Below are 24,023 nucleotides of genomic sequence, written 5' to 3'. Positions count from 1 at the left end.
GTTGAAAACAAGCCATCTTTTTTAGTTGGCACGGAGTTTGCTTATTATAATAGTGTGCCGAGGCGGTGAGACAGCACATCTCGAATAAAGCCTCCCGGTTGCATAAGTTTTTAGCATTACTATTAATTAATTAAAGCAATTTGTATTGGAATGGAAAGGGAGAGTAAGTATTATGGAAAATGTAAAAGTAATTCTCTGGGGTCTTGGAGCTATGGGCGGCGGCATCGGCAAGATGATCACCAAGAAAAAGGGTATCGACATTGTCGGCGCTATCGACATCGGCGCTAAGCTGGGCAAAAGCTTATATGAAGTGGTTCCAGGCATCGAAAGAGGCGACAGAGAAGATGTTATCGTGGGTACAGCTGAAGACGTAATCCAGCCAGGTTCTGCTGATATCGTTATTGTATGCACAGACTCTTTTACAAGCAAAGTATATGACAAGCTGGTATACGTTATGGAGAGAGGCATGAATGTTATCACTTCCGCAGAAGAGATGGCTTTCCCTCAGGCTCAGGAACCTGAACTGTCTGTAAAGTTAGACGAAATCGCTAAGAAGAACAATGTAACAGTTCTGGGAACAGGTATCAACCCTGGTCTGATTATGGACCTGTTGGTAATCTTATGGACTGGTGCTTGCGAAACTGTTGATCACATCGTTTCCAGAAGAGTAAACAGCTTATCTCCGTTTGGACCTGCTGTAATGGAAGAACAGGGTATCGGCATGGAAGTAGAAGAATTCAACAAGAGAAAGGCTGAGGGAACTATGGCTGGACACGTTGGATTTGCTGAATCCGTTGGCATGATTACCACTGCATTAGGTTGGAAGCTGGATAAATTCGAGCAGGATATGGAACCAATCGTAACAGATGTAGACAGAAAGTCTCCATATGGATTTGCTAAGGCTGGACAGGTTGCCGGCGTAGCTATGAAGGGTTGGGGTTACATCGATGGCGAAAAGAAGATTGAGATGGATCACCCACAGCAGATTGAGCCAGAACAGGTTGGCGTACACACTGGTGACTATGTAGAAATCAAGGGTATCCCACCAGTAAACATGGTGAACACTCCTGAGATCGAAGGTGGTATCGGAACCATGGCAATGATCTTGAACACCATTCCACACGTAATCAACGCAAGACCAGGCTTAAAGACCATGATTGATATTCCAGTGCCTAGAGCTATCATGGGCGACCTGAGAGATCAGATTGACGAAGAATGCAAAATTGTAAAATAAATAACTGAAAATAACGATGGATGGGCACTCTTGGGATCGGCAGGGGTGTCCTATACATCTAATATGACAAAAATCTAAAAATCAACGAGTGTTGATTTTTTGGTATAAATTCTGCCAGTAGGAGTAAAGGACTGAGCAGAATGTTAAAAAGGAGAATGAAAATGGTTAAAAAAGGCGAATGGGTGCGAATCCACTCAACTGTGCTGGAAGCTGCTGAAAGAACAGCAAAGCTCCCAGAAGACACACAGGCTTGCCCTCTGGAAATGTGGACAAAAGGATTTTTAGAGGCAGATGCAGAGATCGGCGATGAAGTGACCATCAAGACGGCATCTAACCGTTTGGAAAAGGGCACATTAATAGAAGTAAATCCGTACTGGCCTCACAGCTACGGCAAATTTATTCCTGAGCTGGTTCAAATTGATAAGCAGTTGAGAGACATCATGGGCGGAGGTGAGAGATAATGACATTAGCAAAAGATTACGATTCCGTTATGGGAAGATCCAACGACATCATGAAAAAAGCTCTCGGCCTGGATTATGAAGAATTTGAATCGGGTTCCATTGCATTTGATTATGAAAAGTTGATGAAGTCCACAGGTTATACCTTGGATGAAGTAACTAAAATACAGAGCCGCACTGGTGTAGGCAATACACCGCTGCTAGAGCTCAGAAACTTGACTGCTCTGGCAAGAAAATATGCAAAGCCAGGATTTGGCGCAAGAATTTTTGCAAAAGACGAAGCAGCCAATGCATCTGGAAGCTTTAAGGACAGAAGAGCTGCTTGTGCAGTAGCACACGCAAAGAAGTTAGGATATAAAGGCGTTATTGCCGCTACTTCTGGAAACTACGGTGCAGCCGTTGCATCTCAGGCCGCCATGCAGGGCTTGGAATGCGTTATCGTTCAGGAGTGTTTTGACTCCAGAGGGGTTGGCCAGCCGGAAATCATTGAAAAAGCGAGAAAATGCGAAGCATTAGGCGCAGAAGTAGTACAGCTGACCGTTGGACCGGAGCTGTTCTATTCCTTCCTGTCCATCTTAGAGGATAGAGGTTATTTCAATGCGTCCTTGTACTCTCCGTTCGGCATTGCTGGCGTAGAGACTTTGGGCTATGAAATTGCTATCCAGTGTCGTGAAGTACTGGGTAAGGACCCAGATATGATCGTTTGCACCAACGCAGGCGGTGGTATGATTACGGGAACAGCTCGGGGATTAATAAAGGCTGGCGCCAAAGACACCCAATTGGTAGCAGCATCTATTAACCTGACTGGTCTGCACATGGCTTCCGATAAGCAGTTCAACATGAAATCCTGTACAACAGGTCACACTGGTTTCGGCGTACCATACGCTACGGATCCAGATCATTCCGATGTGCCTAGAAGTGCGGCAAGACCTCTTCGGTACATGGATCGTTATGTTACTGTATCTCAGGGTGAGGTTATGTACATGACAGAAGCGCTGGCAAACCTGGAAGGCATCGAGAGAGGCCCGGCAGGAAATACCTCTTTGGCAGCAGCTTTCTCCCTGGCTCAGGATCTTCCAGAAGATGCTATTCTGGTTGTCAGCGAGACAGAGTATACTGGAGCTGGTAAGCATGTACAGCCACAGCTGGATTTTGCCAGAGATAATGGCGTAGAAGTACGGTTTGGTGATCCAAAGGAAGAAGTACCAGGCGTAAGCGTTGTACTGCCAAAGGATCCAAGCTTCTTTAAATATGTGGAGGCAGACATTCAACATTTCAGAAAATCTTTGATCAAGAAGGCCTGCAAGGGACATGATCTAAAGAACATATCCGATGCAGACATTGAGTTCCTTGTACAGGAAACAAAGACCGACACTGAATTTGTTAAGAACGTTATTGCCAGTCTATAAGTCTAAAAGGAGAAAAAGGAATGAAAACAGGAATGAGAAGAGAAGACGACTTTCAGGAAAGACGCAAGCACATTGCTAATCTCACCGACGAAGAGCTATATAATAAATTCTGGGAATTAACAGAGAAGGTAGTAGATCCACTATTGGAACTGGGCAGAAAGAATACAACTCCTTCTGTTGAAAGAGCTGTACTTTTAAGAATGGGCATCTCCTCACTTGACACGCAGAAGATCGTGGAAGGCTGCATGGACAGAGGTCTCATGGGACACGGCACCGGCCACGTGGTATATAAGTTATCCAAGGAAAAAGGCATTTCCATCCGGGAAGCTAGTGTAAAACTGGCTCAGGGCGAGTGCTGGGATGACGCTGTAGCGTTGTTTAAATAAGGAGGTACGGAGAGATGACAGAATTGAAGCGTAATGAAAAATTAGATGTTGAAAGCATCTTGAAAGACCTAGATAAGTACGAGCCAAAAAGAAGAGGCTGGCACTGGAGAACACCTGCTCCTGGCATTAAGATGGGTCCTTTTGAATATAAGGATTGCTCTGAGCCGTTGAAGAACAGCGTTGGTCTTCCTCCTGCTAAATTCTTTGAAGATATCGATCCACAGCCGCTGCCGGTTATCACTACAGAAATCGCTTCTGGAAGATTTGAAGATGACATCAGAAGAATGAGAATGGCCGCATGGCACGGTGCAGACCATATCATGGTTATCCGTCATATGGGTCAGTCTCACATCGACGGACTGATGGAAGGTACTCCACAGGGTATCGGTGGTGTTCCTATTACTAGAAAGCAAGTAAGAGCACAGCGAAAGGCTCTGGATATCATCGAAGAAGAAGTAGGCCGTCCAATTAACTACCATTCCTATGTATCTGGCGTAGCTGGTCCAGACGTAGCGGTTATGTTTGCGGAAGAAGGCATCAACGGTGCTCACCAGGATCCGCAGTACAACATTTTATACAGAGACATCAACTGTGTTCGGTCCTTTGTAGATGCTTGCGAATCCAAGAAGATTATGGCTTGGGCTGGCATGCTCCAGATTGACGGTGCGCACAATGCTAACGCAACAGCTAGAGAAGCGTGGAAGGTAATGCCGGAGCTGATCGTACAGCACGCCATTAACTCCCTGTTCTCCGAAAAGGTAGGCATTAGCCCTGATTTAATCAGCTTGTCCACCGTACCGCCGACAGCTACACCGGCACCGGCTGTATACATGGACCTGCCGTATGCAGTTGCTCTGAGAGACATCTGCGGCAGATATAAGATGAGAGCACAGCAGAACACGAAATACATCTGCTCCTCCGCAAGAGAAGCTACTGTTACTCATGTGCTTAACATGCTGATCTCCAAGCTGACCAGTGCAGACATTCAGTCCACTATCACACCAGACGAAGGAAGAAACGTTCCTTGGCACATCTACAACATTGAAGCCTGCGACAACGCAAAGCAGACTCTGATCGGCTTAGATGGTTTAATGGATATGGTAGAGCTGAAGAACGATGGTCCATTGAGAGAAATCGCGAGAGACTTAAAAGAAAGAGCTTGCCTGTTCATGGAAGAAATCATCGAAGTAGGTGGATACTTCCAGGCTGTACAGGAAGGATTCTTCGTAGACTCTGCTAAGTACCCAGCTAAAAACGGCGACGGTATTGCCAGAAAGATCGAAGGCGGTATCGGCTATGGCTTTATCTTCGAGCGTGCAGAAGACTATATGGCTCCTGTAACTGCTCACTTCGGTTATAACAACGTAACCCAGTATGGCGGAAATCCAGAAGATCCGGCTGCGCTTATTGGCGGCTGTACTTTTGAAGACAGAAGCAAAATCGTATACATCGATGAACTGGATGAAGACGATACTGTAAACGTACGTCTTGCCAAAGTGAAGAAGTATCGTGACGGCGAAGCCCTTAAGCCAGAAGTCGAGTGGTGTGGAGACGGAACAATCCTGCTGACCATGTGCATTCCTGCCAATGTAAGAGTAGCAGAAGCTGCTGCTTTGGAAATCGGCAGAAAGATGGGGCTGGAAAATCCAGAAGTAATCAGTAAGGAAATTCTACAGGAAGCAGAAGGTACAAGAATCGAAATGAAGGGCCGTGTTGGCTTCGATATCGATCCTTCTATCCTGGTACTGCCTCCAGAACCGCATTATTTGAGCGATGCTGTTTTATACAAGGAGTTCAGCGATCACCCAATGAAGGTGGTTTGCGGTACAGTAGGTGAAGATGAACACTCTGTAGGCCTTCGTGAGATTATTAACATTAAGCATGGCGGTATTGAGAAGTGGGGCATCGAGGTAGAATACCTTGGAACTTCCGTTCCGGTAGAAAAGCTGGTAGACGCAGCAGTAGAGCTGAATGCAGACGCCATCCTGGCTTCCACCATCATTTCTCACGACAACGTGCACTACAAGAATATGAAGAGAATCAATGAACTGGCTATCGAAAAAGGCATTCGCGATAAGGTTATCATCGCTGCCGGCGGTACGCAGGTAGTTCCTGAGGAAGCTCGGAAGACAGGCATTGATGAAGGTTTCGGCAGAGACTCTCACGGTGTCGATGTGGCTACCTTCTTAGCAGAAGAAGCTATGAGACGCAGAGGCGATCTGTAATATATTCACATGAACCAAACCAGGGGCGGGCACATTTAAAGCCCGCCCTTCTTTTTCTTTTCACTAGCTATCATTCACCACTACTCATAAGCAGGAAAACTGCGCTAATAGAGGATGATAAGGGAGATCCATATGAAGGTTGATATTTTAGTAGCTGAAATAGGCTCTACCACCACGGTGGTAAATGCCTTTAATGGCATACAGACAGATAATCCGGTATTTTGGGCACAGGGACAGGCGCCGACTTCTGTTTTGGATGGAGATGTGCGCATTGGTTTGCAAGGCGCTATTGACGATCTGTGCAAGAAGATGAATATAGACAGCCTGGAATATGATGAAATGCTGGCCACTTCATCGGCGGCGGGCGGCTTGAAAATGACCGTGCATGGGCTGGTTTACGATATGACGGCTAAAGCAGCCAAAGAAGCAGCCTTGGGAGCGGGAGGCATCATCCATTACATTACTGCGGGAAAGCTTCGCAGGACGGATCTGGCAAAGATAAAAGACATTAATCCTAATTTGATTCTCATAGCAGGCGGCGTAGACTACGGTGAAAGGGACACAGCCTTGGATAATGCGGAGATGATCCGATCCATGGGGCTGAAAACGCCGATAATCTATGCAGGAAACTGTGAAAATCAGGAAGAGATGAAGCTGATTTTTGACCAGGAAAGCGGTATGAAGCTTTATAATGTGGAAAACGTCTACCCGAAGATTGATGATCTAAATGTAGAACCATGCAGGAGAGTCATTCAAGATGCCTTTGAGGAGCATATTACAAATGCTCCAGGTATGGAGCACGTGCGGGATATGGTCAACGGACCGATTATCCCTACGCCAGGTGCTGTCATGGAGTGTACCAAGCTGCTGTACGAATGTCTGGGAGATTTGATTGTGCTGGACGTAGGCGGAGCTACTACCGACCTTCATTCTGTAGCTACAGAATCGGACCAGGTGGCCCGTATTATGATTTCACCGGAGCCAAAGGCTAAACGAACGGTGGAAGGCGACCTGGGTGTCTATGTAAACCGCATGAAAGTCATCGAATCCATCGGTGAGGAAAAGTTGCGGGAAGAGTGTGTAAAGATGGGCATCGATTTGGATAAAACTTTAGAGTCCTATGTAGCCATTCCGAAGAACGAAGATGAGATTAAGCTGGTGGAGCGACTCACGAAGGAGGCTGTCTTGCGGGCGGTAGAACGTCATGCGGGAAAAATTCGCTACGTCTACGGACCGACGGGCAGAAGCTCTGTAGCAGAGGGAAAAGACTTGACTCAGGTTCAGTACATTATTGGCACCGGGGGTGCTTTAACTAGGCTGCCTCATCGAGTGGAGATCATGCAGGAGATTGCCAAGCATAACGAGACGGGTATGTTACTGTTCCCAGGTGAGCATACGAAGATCTTGGTAGATAACGAGTATATCATGGCATCTCTAGGGGTTTTGTCTACCAGATTCCCGCAAGCGGCTATTCGTCTGCTGGAAAAGAGCTTAGACTTTAAATTCCCAGAGAAGAAGGAGCAATCCTATCAGAGCAAGTACATTGATGAGCTTAACCGGGTCAGCGAAGAAGCCAGACAAAAAGAAGAAGAGTACCGGAAGCATATCGAGGAAAGTGAAGCCATGGGTTATGACATGAGCGCCTATAAGAATCCAGAACCCATCGGAGGGGCCCACAAGAATCAGGATGGCTCTCCCGTGAAACGGGTAGAACCAGAAGAAGATCAAGAAAAGAAAGCCATCCAAAAAGGCGAAGGCCTGCAAGGTAAATGGGCCGCTCAGGATATGGGCGATTGCAGCCACGAATGCCCTCGTTGTACCAGAACTCACTGCGATGACCGCAAGGATAGTTAGGAGAGCAGACGGTCAACGATAATTGTTAAGGGAAGAATGTTAATAAAGGAGAGAAGCATGTATCCGAAACTGATCATTGATTTGAAAAAATTGAAAGGCAATCTGGATGCCGTAGCCAACATCACCAAGGACCAGGGAGGATGCTCCCTGATGATCGTCACCAAGGGCCTCTGTGCAGACCCGCAGATGGTGCAGATGGTGGCGGCGCATGAGAAAGTAGATTTCCTGGCAGACTCTCGGGTGAAAAATCTAGCTTCCTATGCAGAGGTGGTGCGAAAACAAGGCAAGATGACTGTCCTGCTGCGGCTGCCAATGCATAGTGAAATCGCCGAGGTGGTGAAACACGTAGATTTAAGCTTCAACTCAGAGTTGTCCACCATCCGCCTGCTGAATGAAGAGGCTGGCAAGCAGGGCAAGAAACATAAGATTTTGCTGATGATTGACTTAGGGGATTTGCGAGAAGGTCTGTTCTACCAGAACGAAGATGTTATTCTCCGTGCGGTTGAGGAAATCTTGCAGATGGCGAATATCGAATTGTATGGTATCGGAGTTAATTTGACTTGCTACGGGGCCATCATTCCAAAGAATGATAACCTATCCAATTTGACAGCTTTGGCTGAAAAAATTGAAAAGGCGCACTCCATTAAGCTAAACATGGTATCTGGCGGGAACTCCAGCTCTATTTATCTGATTGAAAAGGGTGAGCTGCCGGAGGGTATCAACAATTTGCGACTAGGGGAGGCCTTCCTGTTAGGCAACGATACTGCGTATGGGGCTAAATTGCCAGGAACTACCGGGGATGCTTTAATTCTGGAGGCTCAGATTATTGAGCTTCAGGAAAAGCCGTCCCTGCCAATTGGGGAGGTAGGCGTAGATGCTTTCGGACAAAAGCCATACTACGAGGACCGTGGTATCATCAAACGGGCTATCATCGGCATTGGCAAGCAAGATACGGAATTGGACAGCATGACTCCCCTTGATGAGAAAATTGAAATTCTTGGGGGAAGCTCTGACCATACTATTTTGGACGTGACTAAATCAGATACGGCCTACCAAGTAGGAGATATTCTGCGGTTTGAGCTGGGCTATGGCGGCATGCTAAAGACCGCTACCAGTCCGTATGTGGAAAAGGAATATGTGAAATAAAGCAACAATATAAAAGGCTATAAAAAAATGAAAAAGTCAATTTCCAAAGCTATTGGAAATTGACTTTTTTATTCGATCAGCAGCATCATGGAGCATGATGCTGCCTGTTTGCTATAAATTAATGATTAGCAGTCAGATTGTCGATAATAGTAACCAACTTGCCGATTTCCGGTTTGCTGATCTGTTCATCTGCTCCCAACTGCCGACCCTTTATGCGCATTTCCTCGCTGATAAGGGAGGAAAAAAGGACAAGAGGGATCGTCTTCAACAGTGGATCTTCTTTGACCAATTTAGTCAGTCGGTGTCCGTCCATAAGAGGCATTTCGATATCGGACACGATGCAGGCCACATGTGCCTTGATTGGATCCCCAGACGCTTTAATCTCTTGCAGGAAATCCCAAGCTTCCTGACCGTTGTCGGTTTTAATTGTGTTCTGGTATCCTGCCTGATGTAAGCATTCAATAATCATTTTGGACAACAGCATAGAGTCCTCTGCGATCAGAATAGGCTTCTCAATAGCCTGACGAGTTCCCATCTTTTCAATATCTTCAATTTGAATGCTGGATTCTGGACTAATCTCAGCTACAATCTTTTCAAAATCAAGAATAGTAATAAGCCGATTTTCATACTCGGCAATACCGGTAGCTGCGCCGTCCTGACCGCCGTAGACTGCCTTATCAGGCTTTTTTATAGCTTTCCAAGAGATACGGTCTATACCTACAACGGTATGTACGTGAAAAGCAAAATTTAAGTTATTAAAATGGGTAATGATGAAGATATCACGCCCAGAGTCATCGCACTCAGGCAGACCTAGATACTTTGCTAGGTTGATGACTGTGATGATTTCATTCCTTGGCTTAAATACTCCTTCCACTACATGGTGCGAGTTCGGCATCGGCTTAACTTTTTGAGCGACCATAATCTCGCGCACTTTTGCAACATTTATTCCAAAGATTTCGTCTGCTACTTTAAATTCGATGATTTCAAGTTCATTCGTTCCTGATTCTAAAAGGATACTAGTCTTATTAACACTTTCTGGAATCGCCATATCCATTCCTCCCATATAAACTCTATCTTAGCGCATTCTTGCCGCAACTGGCTTGTAAACGTTATTTTAATTATACAACAGGAAAACTTTCTTGCCTAGACTTCTTTTCCAAATTCAGGCTTAAGATTTATTCCTGCCAGCTTTTCCTTCTTTGCCCGGGTCATTTTTTTTATAGCCCATTCCCTCTTTAAGGCTTGAGATTTATCAGCACACTCTTCCCAGTAGATAAGCTTGACTGGCCGGCGGCCTCTGGTATATTTTGCTGCTTTTAGGCTGGTTCCCTCGTTATGTTCTCGCAGCCGCTTGGCCAAGTCTACGGTCCAGCCTGTATAATATGTACCATCAACACATTCTAGCATATAGACGTAATTTTTATTTGCCATGACATCCCTTTTAAGGGCCACCCCAGTCAATCTTGTGGAAAGATGGCCGACCTTTCTGATTATTCTATCTTAACATGGAAGGCAATTTATTGTAAACAGCTGTTTTTATGGAGAGAGAGGGGTGTAAAAGACTGTCATTTTCAAGTCATTTTTTTGATATTTGCGTAGACACTTTTGGGAAAATGTACTATACTGTAAATAAATTTAGTATTTTGTCCAAATCGGTTACCAAAAGGTGTTTTATGTAAGATAACCATAGAAAATACGATATAGAGAGGTGTTTTTATGACAGAAGGTAGAGAAAAAAGTTTGCCTGTGAAAATAGCATCCGTTTCAGCTGTGACCTTAGCCGTAGCTTTTGTCTTGCTTATCCTGGCCACGAAGTTGTTGGAGACATCGGGTCTGCTAAGTTCCTTGGGGTTCCTGATTGGGTTTTATGTGGTAGTCCTAGTGGTAGTGGTCTTGGTTATTTATGGTACGGTTAAGAGGGTATTGAAACCGTTGTGCGAAATCGTTTCAGCAACTCAAAGCCTGTCTCAAGGCAACTTGGACATCCAGCTGGATATTCACAGCGATGATGAAATCGGTCAGGTGGCCGTTGCTTTTAACCAGGTGGTTCGTACCACCAAGGAATATGTCACAGATGTAGACATGCTGCTGTCAGAGATGGCTCGTTCCAATTTCAACATCAACAGCCGCAATGAAAAGATCTATGTTGGTTATTTTAAAAATACGTTTAACTATTTGACTGAGATTAAAAAGAATATGAACGAAACCATCTCCCAGATACAAAAGGTATCCGCCCAGGTAGACCAGGGTGCAGGACAGGTTTCGCAGTCGGCTCAGCTGCTCTCTCAAGGAGCTGTTCAGCAGGCCAGCAGCATTGAAGAATTGTCTGCGACCATTTCGGAGATTTCTAATCAAGTAAAGATAAATGCAAAGAATGCCTCTGAGGCTAGTCTACAGTCCGGTGAAGCGGCGGATGGCGTTGTGGAGAGCAATGCGCAGATGACAGAGATGAAGTCCGCGATGAATGATATTACGGATAAATCTAATGAAATTGGTAAGATCATCAAGACGATTGAAGACATCGCTTTTCAGACTAACATTTTAGCCCTGAATGCAGCCGTAGAGGCAGCCAGAGCCGGCACGGCTGGTAAAGGCTTTGCTGTCGTTGCTGATGAAGTTCGCAATTTAGCTACGAAGTCCGCCGAAGCCGCTAAAAATACTACAGATTTGATTGAGCAGACGGTAGGGGCTGTGGCCAATGGCTCTAGAGTGGCAGACAACACCGCTCAGTCCTTAAATTACGTAGTAGAAAAATCCAGCACGATTACTGGATTTATCGATAAGATTGCTAAGGCCTCCGAAGATCAGGCAAATGCTATCGCTCAAGTGAGTACCGGTATTGAGCAGATTTCCAGCGTGGTACAGCGCAACACTGCTACATCAGAGGAAAGTGCTGCTGCCAGCGAACAGCTGACATCTCAGGCGGACCTGTTGAACAAGCTGGTAGATAAATTTAAAATCCAAAATTACGCAGGCACAGCGCCAGGAGAAACTTCTCAAGCGCCGGTTAAGGCAGAGCCCTTCGTTAAGGCGAAAACCTTGAGTTCTAAGGCCGACAAGTTTGTTCCATCCCCAGCGGCCAGCACAAAGGCTCCAGCTCCAAAGGAGAAAAAGGTGGAAGCACCTACTCAAGAACCAGCGGTAGTGAAAGATTCCTTTAAGCCTATTGTGGAAAGCCCAAGTTTTGAAAGCAAACCCTCATCAACTACAGTCTCTACGGCAGATACTCCAGCAGGTTCAGCCATCAATGACTATAGTGATAAGTATTGATACCTTATATGGCATACTCAGCAAAAATGGACGGTCAGGTTTAAACTGACCGTCCATTTTTTTTACAACAACCTATCTATCTTTTATCGAGAAGCTTATAACCTAAATACAACGCTAATACTACCGCCAAAGCTGCCACCATATGGACGGACATCAAAACTTTCGTCAGAAGCGTGTTTGCTAAAATACATACGGTCATCAGTACAAAAAATAGCAGAACCATTTTTTTACTGTTTAGGCCTTTTAGGTCAAAAGCAGTTCGGCACAGGATGGTAAAAATAATAAGGGCAGAACCGATAGCCAGCCCAGAACTCACCAGATTCCCTACAGTTAACGGGAGATAAGGCCAGGTGCTGGTGGCAAAAAGGTCATCAAGGATGCCAAAGCTCAGCCAGATACTACATAAGACGGCTCCACCAAGGCATAAGATTTGTACAAAGGATGCCACTTTATCTTGCAGGGTCAGCTGAGGTACCTCCAAAAGAATCTCATCACAAAATTCCTTATAATCACTGCCTATGATCTGTTGGATATCTTGTCCCCGGCTTTCTCCATCCAGAATCATTTGAGTGATATCCCGCCGGAGTACCTCCTGCTGATAATCGCTGATGTTAGCACCCCTCAAGTAAACTACTATATTGGTTAATATTTCATCATTGTGGGGCTTCAACTGCTTAGATAGTTGATTATTTTCCTTCAATAGCTGTTTTGTTTCCTTGTTCATTTGAAACATCTCCTTCCATATCCCTTAATAGCGCAGATACTGCACTTGACAGCTCTGCGTAACTGACCATAAATTGGCGCAATTCCGCTCTCCCCTCTGGCGTTATCCCATAATACTTTCGCTTTGGGCCGACCTCGGATTGTCGGTAAGTGGCAGAGAGAAAGTGATTTTTTTCCAATCTCAGCAAAAGTGGGTAGATGGTTCCTTCGGCTATTTTTCCGAATCCGTATTCGCCCAGTTGCTGAGAAATCTCGTAACCATAGGTTTCTTCTTTGTGAATAATGGCTAAAATGCAGCCTTCTAAGGTTCCTTTAAGCATTTGTGATGGAATCATGGCTGTTCCTCCTCTATATTGTATAACATAATAGCTAAGGTATATTGTAATGCAATATAGAGGAACTGTCAAGGAAGATAACATAAAAATAGACACATACCCCTTTGTATATGTCTACTTTTAGTTGGTGGAGCTGGAAACTTATTTTAGTCCTCAAGCGGTGGAACCTGCTCTTGCCGCAGTAAAGCAATTTCCCGGGCGTAGCCTTCTAACTCATTAGGAGTCTCCAGGATAAACGGCAGGTGACGGAGCCGTGGATGGTGAACAATCTGCCAAATCCCTTCCAGCCCCAGATGACCTTCGCCAATCTTAGCATGACGGTCTTTGTGGGCTGCTAGAGGATTCTGGCTGTCATTGATGTGAATAGCATGGAGCTTGTCCAGACCGATAATTTGGTGGAATTGGTCTAAAACATCATCCAAGCTGCCAGAGATATCGTATCCGGCATCATGGACGTGGCAGGTATCTAAGCAGACTCCAATTTTATCCCCAAATTGTATTTGCTCCATGATGGCCTGAAGCTCTTCAAATCGGCTGCCTACTTCACTGCCCTTGCCAGACATGGTTTCCAGCAAGACGACGGTGGACTGCTCTGGGGTAATCAACTGATTGAGCAAGTCGGCGATGACTTGAATACCTATATCCATCCCTTGACCTACGTGACTGCCGGGGTGAAAATTATAATAGTTTCCCGGCAAGTATTCCATTCGCCGCAAATCATCTTCGATAACCATATGGGCAAACTCCCGGGTCTTCTGGTCCTTGGAACAGGGATTGACCGTATAGGGCGCGTGGGCGACGAGCTTGCCAAATTGGTGCTCAGAAGCTAGCTTTAAAAATTTTTCGATATCTTTTTCATCAAGCTCCTTGGCTTTGCCTCCACGGGGATTTCTCGTAAAAAATTGAAAGGTATTAGCCCCGATGGACAAGGCTTCCTTTCCCATATGTTCAAAGCCCTTGGCGGAAGATAGATGACATCCGATGTGTAACATAAGGCCTCCTTTTCATCGATATTTTTCAGATTATAAAAACATGCCCCGGCCTTGTACCTTTGTGCAAGTCTGGAGCATGTCCTCTGTTATTTGATAAGTAATAGTTTGGGTAGCTTCCTCTATACATTCCAAAGGGCTTTCAAGGGGTCTTCCATTTCAAAGCCACAAGAAGCCAACAGGTCATTGACTTGACCAATGGATTCACCGCTCCAGCCATAAGAGCCGAAAGCTTTGCCAATTCGGCCTTTTGGTTTTAGACCTTTCATATAGGTAAGAAAAGCCATGACAGAAGGCAGCATGGTGTTGTTCAGCGTAGGAGAGCCAACGAAAATATATTTGGCTTCCAGAACCCTGGCCATAGCGTGGGAGTAATGCTCCTCGGTCAAGTTGACCGTCTCCACGGTAAATCCTTTGCTTGTATATTCCTGTTCCAGCAGCCGAGCCATTTTTTCGGTTGTTCCCCACATGGTATCATAGACAATCAATACCTGCTTGTCGTTGGTCTCATTTTTACTCCAAGAGATGTATTTTTCTATAATCTCCGGGATGTATTTGGTGATAATGACCCCATGAGAAGGACAAATCATCTGAATATCAAAGGCGGAAGCCATATCCAGAAGCTTGGTCACCTGCATGCCGAAAGGAAGGACGATATTGGCGTAGTAATCACCTGCCCGATCCAGTAATCGCTCCAGACCTTTGTCTGTGTCAAAAAGCTCCCCTGTCCCTGTGTGTTGACCAAAGGCGTCATTTGAAAATAGGATTTTTTCCTCCGCCAAATAGGTGGACATGCTGTCAGGCCAATGAACCATAGGCATGGGTATAAAAGAAAAGTGGTGTTTCCCTGTATCCAGAAAATCCCCTGCTTTCACTACAGTAAAGTCGTAGACGGCATCGGGATAATAAGCTTTTAATTCTTTTTGACAGTTGGCAGTGCCGTAAATCATGGCTTGAGGATACTTGTCCACTACCTGAGGAAGAGCCCCACTGTGATCGGGTTCCACATGATTGCAAATGATGGAATCGATTGTGCGGTCACCTAGGACCTCCTCAATATTTTTCAAGAATTCCTCAGCAAACTTTTCCTTGACAAAGTCAATCAGGGTCACCTGATCATCTACCACTAAATAAGCATTATAAGTGGTACCCAAGGGAGTGTAATATCCATGAAATATACGTACCTCACTGTCAATGACGCCTACACTGTAAACATTATCGGCGATTTTTATCATGCATCCTGTTCCTCAAACAAGTCTTTACCGACGCCGCAAACTGGGCATTCATAGTCTTCTGGCAGTTCTGCAAAAGGTGTATCCCCATCATATTCATATCCGCATACTGTACATACATATTTTTTCATAGCACTCTGTTCCTTTCTTCTGTTGTTTGTTTAATTTCAGCTTATAAGAGCTTCTATAATTTGCCTTGATTATACTTCACCTCATGGAAAAAGTCCACTTTATTTCGCAATTTTTTAATAAATTCCGAGAGGCAATCTGTCAACGCTTAATATAGGCATTGTCAAAGGTGATGCGCACAAAGTAGCTTTCGTCCAGCGCCTTTATTCGCTGACTAATGATAGCTTGAACCTCGGCGGGTTTTATCTTGCAATCACAAGACATAACAGCATCAAAGATGATATTCGTGTGAGTCGGTCCCGGTACCAGTCGCAGGTCATGGATGCCATAAACTCCTTCCAAGGGGGCGATGGTCTCCTCTAGTACCTCACGGATTTCATGGGCCAGAGGGTCGTTTACCTTTACGGGATCCATGTGGACGGTTAAGTTGATTTTTAAGTCTTCACTCAAAGTTCGTTCAATGTTGTCCACTATGTCGTGGCTTTCCATGATATCCCGGTCGGCATCTACCTCAATGTGAATGGAGGCAAAAATCCGCCCAGGGCCATAGTTGTGAACCATCAGATCATGGGTGCCAATAACGTGTTCATGAGCCTGGGAGCCTCTTAATATTGCCTGCACCAGTTCTGGGTCTGGGGCTTCGCCTAACAGGGGGCTGGAAGTCTCTCGAATCAGTTGGATGCCAGACCAAAGAATAAATAGGGCGACGAAGCAGCCCATTATGCCGTCTAGTTGAATGCCAGTCAGCCTGCTGATGAGAAGGCTGGCCAGTACACCGCTGGTGGCAATAACGTCATTTCGGCTGTCCGTTCCCGTAGCCCGCAGAGTCAGAGAATTAATTTTCTTGCCCGCAGAAACAAAAAAGAAACATTGCCAGATTTTAATAAGGATGGCCGCTGCCAAAATTAAAACAGTCACGTAGCTAAACACTAAAGGCTCCGGTGTCAGTACCTTGTCAAAGGACGTCTTGAAAAGCTGAAAGCCCAGAAGAATGATGACTACAGATACCAGTAGCCCAGTCAAGTATTCAATGCGTGCGTGTCCGTAAGGATGATTGTCGTCACCCGGTTTAGCGGCCAGTTTAAAGCCGATTAGGGTGATAAGCGAGGAGGCGGCATCGCTCAGGTTGTTGATTCCATCTGCAAGGATAGCGATACTGCCAGTAAAGAGTCCGACCGCCACCTTCATAACGCATAAAATTACGTTGGAGATCATGCCCACTGCACCGGCCAGAAGGCCATACCGCTCCCGAACGGTAGAGTCCTTCACGTTTTCGTAATCTTTAATAAAGGTTTTAAATAAAAATGTATTCATTTTAATCTCCCCAATTGTAGTGTATACTAAATATACGTATTCTATTACGTAGAAAATATTGCTGCAAGAACACGGATAAAATATCAAAAAGCTATAAACGAAAGGCGAGCACATACGAGCTCCAAATACCTCGTAGAAGCTTTATATTCACTTTATATTAATTGTATGATAATTTTGGAGGAGTTGCAATGTTAAATCAGTTAAAGGACATGGGAAAGCTCACCCAGACAGTCCAGGACTTGGCGGACGCTAAAGAAATTCTATGGATTAATCCAAGGGGAAAAGAAAATGGTTTTGACGAAACAATCACAGAGGCAGATATCCAAGAGGCGGAAGAGCGGTTGCAGCGGTTTGCACCTTATATAAAAGAGGTCTTTCCAGAGACTGCTGGCAGCGGAGGTATCATTGAATCGCCGTTGAAAGAAATCCCAAGTATGCAGAAGGCACTGGCGGAGATGCTCCAGGTAGATCATCCAGGGAAACTGCTGCTAAAGTGTGACAGCCATTTACCTGTGTCTGGGTCCATCAAAGCCCGAGGAGGCATTTACGAAGTCTTGAAGTTGGCTGAGAAGGTGGCGCTGGAAGCGGGTATGCTTCAAATGTCGGATGATTATGGCATGTTGGCAGAAGAGCGGTTTCGGACTCTTTTCAGCGGCTACAGCGTGGCGGTGGGTTCCACAGGGAATCTGGGGTTGTCTATCGGCATCATGAGTGCTCAGTTAGGCTTCCAAGTGACTGTACACATGTCCGCAGATGCTCGTCAGTGGAAGAAGGATTTACTTCGTTCTAGAGGCGCTCAGGTGGTGGAATATCCGGACAGCTATCAGAAAGCTGTGGCAGAAGGCCGCCGGGCTGCCCAAGGAGATCCTCGCTGCCATTTCGTAGATGACGAGGGTTCCTTAGATTTGTTTTTGGGGTACGCCACAGCAGGACGTCGGCTGGAGAAGCAGCTAGCAGAGCTGGGTGTACTGGTAGATTATCAGCATCCGCTATTTGTCTATATTCCTTGCGGAGTAGGCGGAGCCCCTGGGGGTGTGGCCTATGGCATTAAAAAGGTTTTCGGCAAACATGCCCACTGTTTCTTTGCGGAGCCTACCCATGCGCCGTGCATGGTTTTGGGTATGGATACCGACCTCCACGACCAAATTAGTGTAGAAGATATCGGCTTGGACGGAAAGACCGCTGCGGATGGGCTGGCGGTGGGACGAGCTTCTCGGTTGGTAGGTAAAACCTTGCAACCACTGATAGATGGTATATCGACAATAGACGATTATAGGCTATATAATTACTTGAAAGCCCTGGCGGATACGGAGGGCATCTATGTGGAACCTTCTGCCTGTGCGTCCTTCGATACACCCGCTCGAGTGCTTCAACAAGAGGATTATTTGGAGGCGCAGGGTTTAAAAGAGAATATAAAAACAGCCACCCACATCCTGTGGGCGACTGGTGGAAGCATGGTTCCAGAAGAAGAAATGAAGCATTACTATTCTTTGGCATCTAATAGTTCGCCAAGGGCTTGAGCCAGTTGGTCAGGGCAGGAAGTGTTTTTGAAGCCGCAGCGAATGCCGGAGAGTTTCTCTCGGACCTGCTCCGCAGACATCCCTTCCACAAGGGCGGCGATGCCCTGTAGGTTGCCGTGGCAGCCTCCGCGAAAGCAGACATTTTTCAGCTTGTTATCCTCCACTTCAAAGGATAGGGATTGAGAACAGACTCCTCGAGGTTTTACGGTATATTCCATGGTGATTATTTCCTTTCATCGATGTGTTGTGTTTTTAAACCTTACCTCTTATAATACCACAGGACAAGCAAACTAAACAGTTTTAATGAGACAAGAGATACGGAGAATTCCATGAACGAAGATAAATTGACCTTGGCACTAGCAGAGGATAAACTGACCCAGTGCCGGGATCATTACATGATAACAAACACCAATTTTCTGGACATGAGGCAGCAGACCATTTGTAAAAACGTGGGGCGGGGCTGCGGAGATGTGAGGGCCTTTTATTACGGAGGCTATGGGGATGCCGAGCGCCGAGTAGCTGTCTTTGTCCCTGATTATGTGGGGGCTGAGAGTCAAGAGCAATTGCTGGCTTATTTTTCTGAGAATAAGGAAGACAACCCGCTGACCTTGATTCGGGCCAAGCATAGCGGATACAAGGCACTGTCTCATCGGGACTATCTAGGTTCTCTGACAGGCATGGGCATCAAGAGGGAAGCTATCGGCGACATCTTGGTGTCCGAAAATGGAGCGGATATTTTAATTCTAAAAGAAATGCTGGACTTCTTGCTGTTGAACTACGGCAAGGCCGGGCGAACCTATCTGGAACTGACCGCAGAAGAGTTGTCGGATATTTATATTCCAGAAGGGTTGACCGAAGAAAAAAGCTGTACAGTGGCCTCCCTGCGGCTTGACAATGTGGTGGCAGCAGCTTTTGGTTTATCTCGCGGCAAGGCCGCGGAGGCCATTAAGGCAGGGCTGGTTTTTGTAAACAGTATGCAGATGGCGAAAGCAGAAAAATCCTTGAGTCAAGGGGATAAAATTGTCCTCCGTGGCAAGGGCAAAGTTATCCTGAAAGAGATCGGGGGGAATACCCGCAAAGACCGAATATTCATAATGCTCACACTAATGAAGTAAAGTGCTATCACAGACCACTGCTAGTTTAGCAGTGGTTTTTTCGTATAAAGAGCAAGAAAATATACAGAATTGCCCCTTTTTTCATATTATTTAGAAATTATCGTGGATTACTTTGACTTATTTTTACTGAAATTGTAAAATATCATGTATTGAACACATTTTATCCTAGTGTATCAACTTGAAGAGGAGAGTAAAAGATGAAAAAATTTAGAGTGTTAGCTTTAGCCATGGCAGTAACAGTACTGCTGGGCACCACCAGTGCGTTTGCATGTACGGCGGTTTACGTAGGTAAAGACGTGAGCCAAGACGGCAGCACCATCTTAGCCAGAAGTGAAGATCAGGGTACAGGAGCTTATAACAAGCTGTTCCTGGTAGTGGATCGGGTGGAAAACGTACCCGGTAGGACGATGGACGATGTGCAGGGATTTTCTTATCCGCTGCCAGCCACCACCTATAAATACACCATGGTGCCTGATACTTCGGGAGCAGGGGATGGCCCATATATGGGAGCCTGTACCAATGAGTATGGCTTGAGCGTCACCGGTACTGTTTCAGCGTCCCCAAGCGCTGAGGTGGAAAAGGTTGACCCCTTTGTAGAAGGCAGTCTGCGAGAAGCTGTTTTGACTGGTATCGTAGCAGCTACCTGTAAGACAGCCAAGGAAGGGGTAGAAAAGCTGGCCAGCATTGTGGAGGAATACGGCTCAGAAGAGGGCAATGTAATCATGTTGGCAGACCAGAAAGAAGCCTGGATTTTTGAAGTTTACAGCGGACACTTGTGGGCGGCTGAAAAAATGCCGACAGATAAAGTTGCTGTATTTGGCAATCAGTTTATGATTGGACCGGTAGATCCAGCTGACACAGAAAATTTCATGTATCAAAAAGACCTGTTCAAGACCGCAGAAGCCAACAAGTGGACAAAACTGGTAGATGGGAAGGTACACTTAGCAGCTACTTTTGGTGAGCCGCGAGAAGACTATTCCAACATGCGTACATGGATGGGACATCGGCTGCTGGCACCGGCAACGGTAGGTGATTACAAAACAGAGACCTTATATCCGCTGTTCTATGATCCAGCTAAAAAGGTTTCTGCTTTAGAAGTGATGGATGTACTGCGGAATCGCTATGAGGGAACGAAATATGATGCCTCCCTTGCTGGGAATGAGGGGTTGAGAGTCATCGGTGTAGAGCGGCAGTCTCAGATTCACGTAATTCAGGTAAAGGATAATTATCCGCAGGCGATTTCTGCGTTGCAATGGTTGGCTTTCGGCAACTCAGAACATTCTGTATTCCTGCCAAACTTCAGCGGAATCACCAATACATACAAGGCTTATCAGGTTGATGGAGAAGACTATAATCCAGATGGTGCTTACTGGAAGTTTAAGCGGATTTGTACTTTGTCGGAGTTGAACAGAAGTTTCTACGGCCAGGGCGTACGCGATTACTGGAACTTATATGAGGAAAATCTGTATAAGGAGATGCAGTCTGCTGAAAAACAGATGATTAAGTTATATGCAGAAAATCCGGCCAAAGCGGAAAAGTACGTAACAGACCTGCACATGCAGATTGCTGAGAAGGCTTGCAAAGATGCTGATCACCTGTATGACAACTTGTTGTTCTTCGTTATGGACCGATATGGGCGAACCGCGGCTAAGATGGGAACTGCTTTCGTGCCTGAAATCTCTCTGCGGGATGCGGCTGCAGCAAAGGGCTATACTGTAAAATGGACAGGAAATGCCAATCCAATTCAAGTAACCAATGGTTCTTCCACCTACAACTTTACCATGGGCAAGGATACTTGCACCGTAACCAAAGGTGGAAAGACTACTGAAGTAAAAATGAACTTTGCTCCGTTGGAAGAAAAGGGAGCAACCTATATTCCTTTGGATTTGGCGATGACCTTTTAGACAGTAGGGAAATAAATAATGTAGAAGATAACCTTTTCGGATGAACCTGGAAAGGTTATTTTTTTGTGCAAGAGATTTGGCTGAGAGGCAGATTAACCAGACCATAGCAAAGCAGAGATGAAGAGTCAAAGAGGCAAATCCATGTGCGATAAAAGCGTCCTACTAAGTATTTTTGATATTATATAAGTACAGATGAAAAATAACCCTGTAAATTTGCAAACTGTACTTTATAAAATAATAAAAATTGAGTGTTTTCATATTGTCAATTTTAGCGTACTATATAACATAGAAATAATATTAATCATAGAAATTTATAAAATAGAAAGTAGGCAAGAAACATGAGTGCACAAACGCAAAACGTCTCCCAGGGGAGAAATGCTACCAAGACTTTAGTTATCAATGGGCTATTCATCGCGCTGACGCTGGCAGCCACTATGTTTATCAATGTTAAGCTGCCGCTTCCGGGAAATGGCGGATTGATTCACTTAGGTAATGTGCCCGTATTCATTGCGGCGATGGTATACGGTAAGAAGAGCGGCGCTCTGGCGGGAGCCTTTGGTATGGGGATGTTTGACTTGATTTCTGGCTGGAATCTGTGGGCACCTTTCACCTTTGTGATTGGGGGGCTGATGGGTTTTGCGGTCGGTTTCTTGTCGGAAAAGCTGACCTTCCGGCCGGCAGTAGTTAATACCATCGCCATGGCTGCGGCAATGATTATCAAAACCGTGGGCTATTATTTTACAGAGGTTATTCTATTTGGTAACTGGATTGTGCCGCTGAGCTCGATACCAGGGGATGTTATACAGGTAGTGGTAGCGGCAATTATCGTTTTACCATTAGTAGAGCGTTTAAAGAAAATGGCCAGGTAGCCAGGAGGCGAGCATATGTATAAGATTATGACACCAGGGCCCACCAATGTGCGGGAGAATGTACGGCTGGCCAGGAGTATGGCAACCACTAATCCAGATGTGGATTCGGCCTTTTGCGAATTTTACAAAGAAACCTGTGACTTACTAGCCGGATTGCTTCACACGAAGAACAGGATGTACATCCTGGGGGGCGAAGGCATATTGGGTTTGGAAGCTGCTTGTGCATCCTTGACTGAAAGAGGCGATCGGGTTCTGGTTATTGATAACGGCGTATTTGGGCGGGGATTTGCTGATTTTGTCACCATGTACGGCGGCGAAACGGTTTCTTTTGTTTCTGACTACCATCGGCCCGTAGACATCGCAGCCTTAGAGGAGTTTTTAAAAAAAGACTCTGCTTTTAAGTATGCCACAGTGGTTCACTGCGATACACCAAGCGGCGTGCTGAACCCGATAAAGGAAATCTGTAGGCTGTTGGCTTCCTATGGAATTATCACCGTGGTGGATTCGGTAGCGGGCATGTTTGGGGAATATGTCAATATCGATGAAAGTCAGATTGATATCCTCTGCGGGGGTTCTCAGAAAGCCCTATCTGCCCCTCCAGGGCTGACTCTGCTGTGGGTCAGCGATAAGGCCATGGCGGCTATGGAAAGCAGAAAAACACCGATTGCTTCTTACTATGCCAACATTTTGGCTTTCAAAACCTATTATGAAGATAAATGGTTTCCATATACAATGCCAATCAGCGACATCTATGGCCTACGGGCTGCGGTAGACAATGTTTTAGCAGATAAGGATATACTGAAACGTCATGCAGCCATTGCTGCGGCTACCAGAAAAGCGGTGGTAGCCGGAGGCCTGTCTCTTTTCCTGGAGGACGGCTTTGCTGGTACCGTGACGGTGGTCGCTGTGCCGGAAGGGTTAACGGACAAACAGATTCTGAACACCATGAAAGAGCAGTACAATGTGATGATTTCTGGAAGCTTTGACTCTATGGCGGGAAAAGTAGTGCGAATCGGCCACATGGGGGAGAATGCCAATGCAGCGGACATGGCCATCACCTTGCGAGCTCTGACGCAGGCTTTGCAGGATTTAGGATTTCCGGTTCAGTGCAGTATGGATGAGGCTTTTCAACAGGCCTTGGCGGAAGGAACAATCAGCAAATCCATTTAAAAGGGACTGCTAAGATTCTGCTCTGCCAGAGAGATTGGTATCGATGCCTAACCAAAGAAGTGTATGAAGATAAACCAGACTGGGGGAACTAGCAGAGAAGGCAGCAGGTTGAAAGTGCGTATGGATTTTATTTGAAGGATAGAAAGGCCGGAGGCGAAGATTAGAAGGCCACCGACAATGGAGATTTCTGTCATCAATTCAGTTGTAAGATAAGGGGCGATTTGATGAGCCAGCAGATAAATACTGCCTTGCCAGACAAAGAGAACACCTGCCGCTAAAGCGATGCCAATGCCATAAGTGGAAGCTAGGACCAGAGAAGTCACTAAATCTAAAGTGGCATTGGTGAAGAGGTAGGTTTCGTTGTGGTAAAGGGCGCTTTCGATGGGGCCCAAGATGGATAGGGTGCCAATACAAAAGAGCATGATGGCTGTCGATAGGCCTTGTCCCAGTTCGCTTTTGGTATGTTTTTCTACCAGCCGATTAAACCGGCCGTCCAAATCGATGGCGGTGCCGAGGAGGCCTCCGATCGATAGACTGGCAATAAACAAGACGGGGTAGATGCTGTCAGACATATTTTTTACTACTGCATGGAGGCCTAGGCCTGTGGCGGCCAGTCCCATTGCGTCGTAGAGAACCTGTTGATATTTTTCATTAAGGCCTTTTTTTATGACGCTGCCGGTGATACTTCCAATAAGTATGGCACAAGTGTTTACGATAGTTCCGATCATGGGGGACTCCTCC

23 protein-coding genes are annotated in these 24,023 nt (G+C 45.8%); 13 read left to right on the top strand and 10 right to left on the bottom strand.

Annotated features, from left to right (window positions below):
* The first annotated feature begins 172 nt into the window (after positions 1-172).
* The 7 genes from ord (at position 173) to orr (ending at position 8,712) form a co-directional block, all read left to right on the top strand.
* A complete protein-coding gene (ord, locus tag Ami103574_RS00585) occupies positions 173-1,234 on the top strand; it encodes a 2,4-diaminopentanoate dehydrogenase (RefSeq protein ID WP_163064815.1) in 1,062 nt (353 codons plus the stop codon).
* A 161-nt stretch (positions 1,235-1,395) separates the two neighbouring features.
* Positions 1,396-1,695 carry a 2-amino-4-oxopentanoate thiolase subunit OrtA gene (ortA, locus tag Ami103574_RS00580; RefSeq protein WP_163064814.1) on the top strand — a complete coding sequence of 100 codons (300 nt, stop codon included), beginning with the start codon at positions 1,396-1,398 and terminating at the stop codon, positions 1,693-1,695.
* Positions 1,695-3,101 (top strand): 2-amino-4-oxopentanoate thiolase subunit OrtB, encoded by a 1,407-nt coding sequence (ortB, locus tag Ami103574_RS00575; protein ID WP_163064813.1) that lies wholly within the window; start codon positions 1,695-1,697, stop codon positions 3,099-3,101. Before ortA ends, ortB begins: the two co-directional genes overlap by 1 nt.
* Before the next feature lie 20 nt (positions 3,102-3,121).
* Entirely contained in the window at positions 3,122-3,487 is a 366-nt protein-coding gene (locus Ami103574_RS00570; protein WP_330587137.1) for an ornithine aminomutase subunit alpha, read from the top strand.
* Positions 3,488-3,501: 14 nt separating this feature from the next.
* On the top strand, positions 3,502-5,712 hold the full coding sequence (oraE, locus tag Ami103574_RS00565) for a D-ornithine 4,5-aminomutase subunit OraE (protein ID WP_163064812.1): 2,211 nt from the start codon (positions 3,502-3,504) through the stop codon (positions 5,710-5,712).
* 132 nt (positions 5,713-5,844) lie between these two features.
* On the top strand, positions 5,845-7,566 hold the full coding sequence (locus Ami103574_RS00560; RefSeq protein WP_330587136.1) for a GlmL-related ornithine degradation protein: 1,722 nt from the start codon (positions 5,845-5,847) through the stop codon (positions 7,564-7,566).
* Positions 7,567-7,623: 57 nt separating this feature from the next.
* Positions 7,624-8,712, top strand: coding sequence for an ornithine racemase Orr (gene orr, locus Ami103574_RS00555; RefSeq protein ID WP_163064811.1), 1,089 nt, complete (start codon positions 7,624-7,626; stop codon positions 8,710-8,712).
* Positions 8,713-8,830: 118 nt separating this feature from the next.
* Here orr and Ami103574_RS00550 read toward each other — a convergent pair whose 3' ends face one another.
* Positions 8,831-9,760: a chemotaxis protein gene (locus Ami103574_RS00550; protein WP_163064810.1), complete on the bottom strand. Its 930-nt coding sequence runs from the start codon at positions 9,758-9,760 to the stop codon at positions 8,831-8,833.
* Between the two features lie 95 nt (positions 9,761-9,855).
* A complete protein-coding gene (locus tag Ami103574_RS00545; RefSeq protein WP_163064809.1) occupies positions 9,856-10,143 on the bottom strand; it encodes a GIY-YIG nuclease family protein in 288 nt (95 codons plus the stop codon).
* A 285-nt stretch (positions 10,144-10,428) separates the two neighbouring features.
* On the opposite strand from Ami103574_RS00545, the gene Ami103574_RS00540 reads away from it, so the two are divergent.
* Positions 10,429-11,982, top strand: coding sequence for a methyl-accepting chemotaxis protein (locus Ami103574_RS00540; RefSeq protein WP_163064808.1), 1,554 nt, complete (start codon positions 10,429-10,431; stop codon positions 11,980-11,982).
* 76 nt (positions 11,983-12,058) lie between these two features.
* On the opposite strand, the gene Ami103574_RS00535 is transcribed toward Ami103574_RS00540, so the two are convergent.
* From Ami103574_RS00535 to Ami103574_RS00510, 6 genes are all read right to left on the bottom strand, one after another.
* Entirely contained in the window at positions 12,059-12,706 is a 648-nt protein-coding gene (locus Ami103574_RS00535) for a hypothetical protein (protein WP_163064807.1), read from the bottom strand.
* Positions 12,669-13,040, bottom strand: a complete 372-nt coding sequence (locus tag Ami103574_RS00530; protein WP_163064806.1) for a PadR family transcriptional regulator — start codon at positions 13,038-13,040, stop codon at positions 12,669-12,671. Before Ami103574_RS00530 ends, Ami103574_RS00535 begins: the two co-directional genes overlap by 38 nt.
* A gap of 146 nt (positions 13,041-13,186) precedes the next feature.
* Complete coding sequence (locus Ami103574_RS00525) at positions 13,187-14,032, bottom strand: deoxyribonuclease IV (RefSeq protein WP_163064805.1); 846 nt, start codon at positions 14,030-14,032, stop codon at positions 13,187-13,189.
* A gap of 119 nt (positions 14,033-14,151) precedes the next feature.
* Entirely contained in the window at positions 14,152-15,264 is a 1,113-nt protein-coding gene (locus Ami103574_RS00520; protein ID WP_163064804.1) for an FprA family A-type flavoprotein, read from the bottom strand.
* Positions 15,261-15,392, bottom strand: coding sequence for a rubredoxin (locus Ami103574_RS00515; RefSeq protein ID WP_163064803.1), 132 nt, complete (start codon positions 15,390-15,392; stop codon positions 15,261-15,263). The genes Ami103574_RS00520 and Ami103574_RS00515 overlap by 4 nt, the downstream gene beginning before the upstream one ends.
* Before the next feature lie 139 nt (positions 15,393-15,531).
* Positions 15,532-16,704: a cation diffusion facilitator family transporter gene (locus Ami103574_RS00510; protein ID WP_163064802.1), complete on the bottom strand. Its 1,173-nt coding sequence runs from the start codon at positions 16,702-16,704 to the stop codon at positions 15,532-15,534.
* A 188-nt stretch (positions 16,705-16,892) separates the two neighbouring features.
* On the opposite strand from Ami103574_RS00510, the gene Ami103574_RS00505 reads away from it, so the two are divergent.
* Positions 16,893-18,224, top strand: coding sequence for a D-serine ammonia-lyase (locus tag Ami103574_RS00505; RefSeq protein ID WP_163064801.1), 1,332 nt, complete (start codon positions 16,893-16,895; stop codon positions 18,222-18,224).
* Here Ami103574_RS00505 and Ami103574_RS00500 read toward each other — a convergent pair.
* Complete coding sequence (locus Ami103574_RS00500; protein WP_163064800.1) at positions 18,188-18,442, bottom strand: TIGR03905 family TSCPD domain-containing protein; 255 nt, start codon at positions 18,440-18,442, stop codon at positions 18,188-18,190. The two genes, Ami103574_RS00505 and Ami103574_RS00500, sit on opposite strands and share 37 nt — an antisense overlap.
* Before the next feature lie 111 nt (positions 18,443-18,553).
* Here Ami103574_RS00500 and Ami103574_RS00495 point away from each other — a divergent pair, with 111 nt between their 5' ends.
* From Ami103574_RS00495 to Ami103574_RS00480, 4 genes are all read left to right on the top strand, one after another.
* Positions 18,554-19,339 carry a YlmH family RNA-binding protein gene (locus Ami103574_RS00495; protein ID WP_163064799.1) on the top strand — a complete coding sequence of 262 codons (786 nt, stop codon included), beginning with the start codon at positions 18,554-18,556 and terminating at the stop codon, positions 19,337-19,339.
* A gap of 197 nt (positions 19,340-19,536) precedes the next feature.
* A complete protein-coding gene (locus Ami103574_RS00490; RefSeq protein ID WP_163064798.1) occupies positions 19,537-21,243 on the top strand; it encodes a C69 family dipeptidase in 1,707 nt (568 codons plus the stop codon).
* Positions 21,244-21,581: 338 nt separating this feature from the next.
* Positions 21,582-22,112, top strand: coding sequence for an ECF transporter S component (locus Ami103574_RS00485; RefSeq protein ID WP_163064797.1), 531 nt, complete (start codon positions 21,582-21,584; stop codon positions 22,110-22,112).
* A gap of 15 nt (positions 22,113-22,127) precedes the next feature.
* Positions 22,128-23,282 (top strand): pyridoxal-phosphate-dependent aminotransferase family protein, encoded by a 1,155-nt coding sequence (locus Ami103574_RS00480; protein WP_163064796.1) that lies wholly within the window; start codon positions 22,128-22,130, stop codon positions 23,280-23,282.
* A 47-nt stretch (positions 23,283-23,329) separates the two neighbouring features.
* Here Ami103574_RS00480 and Ami103574_RS00475 read toward each other — a convergent pair whose 3' ends face one another.
* Entirely contained in the window at positions 23,330-24,010 is a 681-nt protein-coding gene (locus Ami103574_RS00475) for a DUF554 domain-containing protein (protein ID WP_163064795.1), read from the bottom strand.
* Positions 24,011-24,023 lie beyond the last annotated feature (13 nt).

Source organism: Aminipila butyrica (genome assembly GCF_010669305.1).
Classification (GTDB): Bacteria; Bacillota; Clostridia; order Peptostreptococcales; family Anaerovoracaceae; genus Aminipila; species Aminipila butyrica.
The sequence above is the reverse complement of the archived record's forward strand: the minus strand, read 5'-3'. Positions and strand labels throughout refer to the sequence as shown.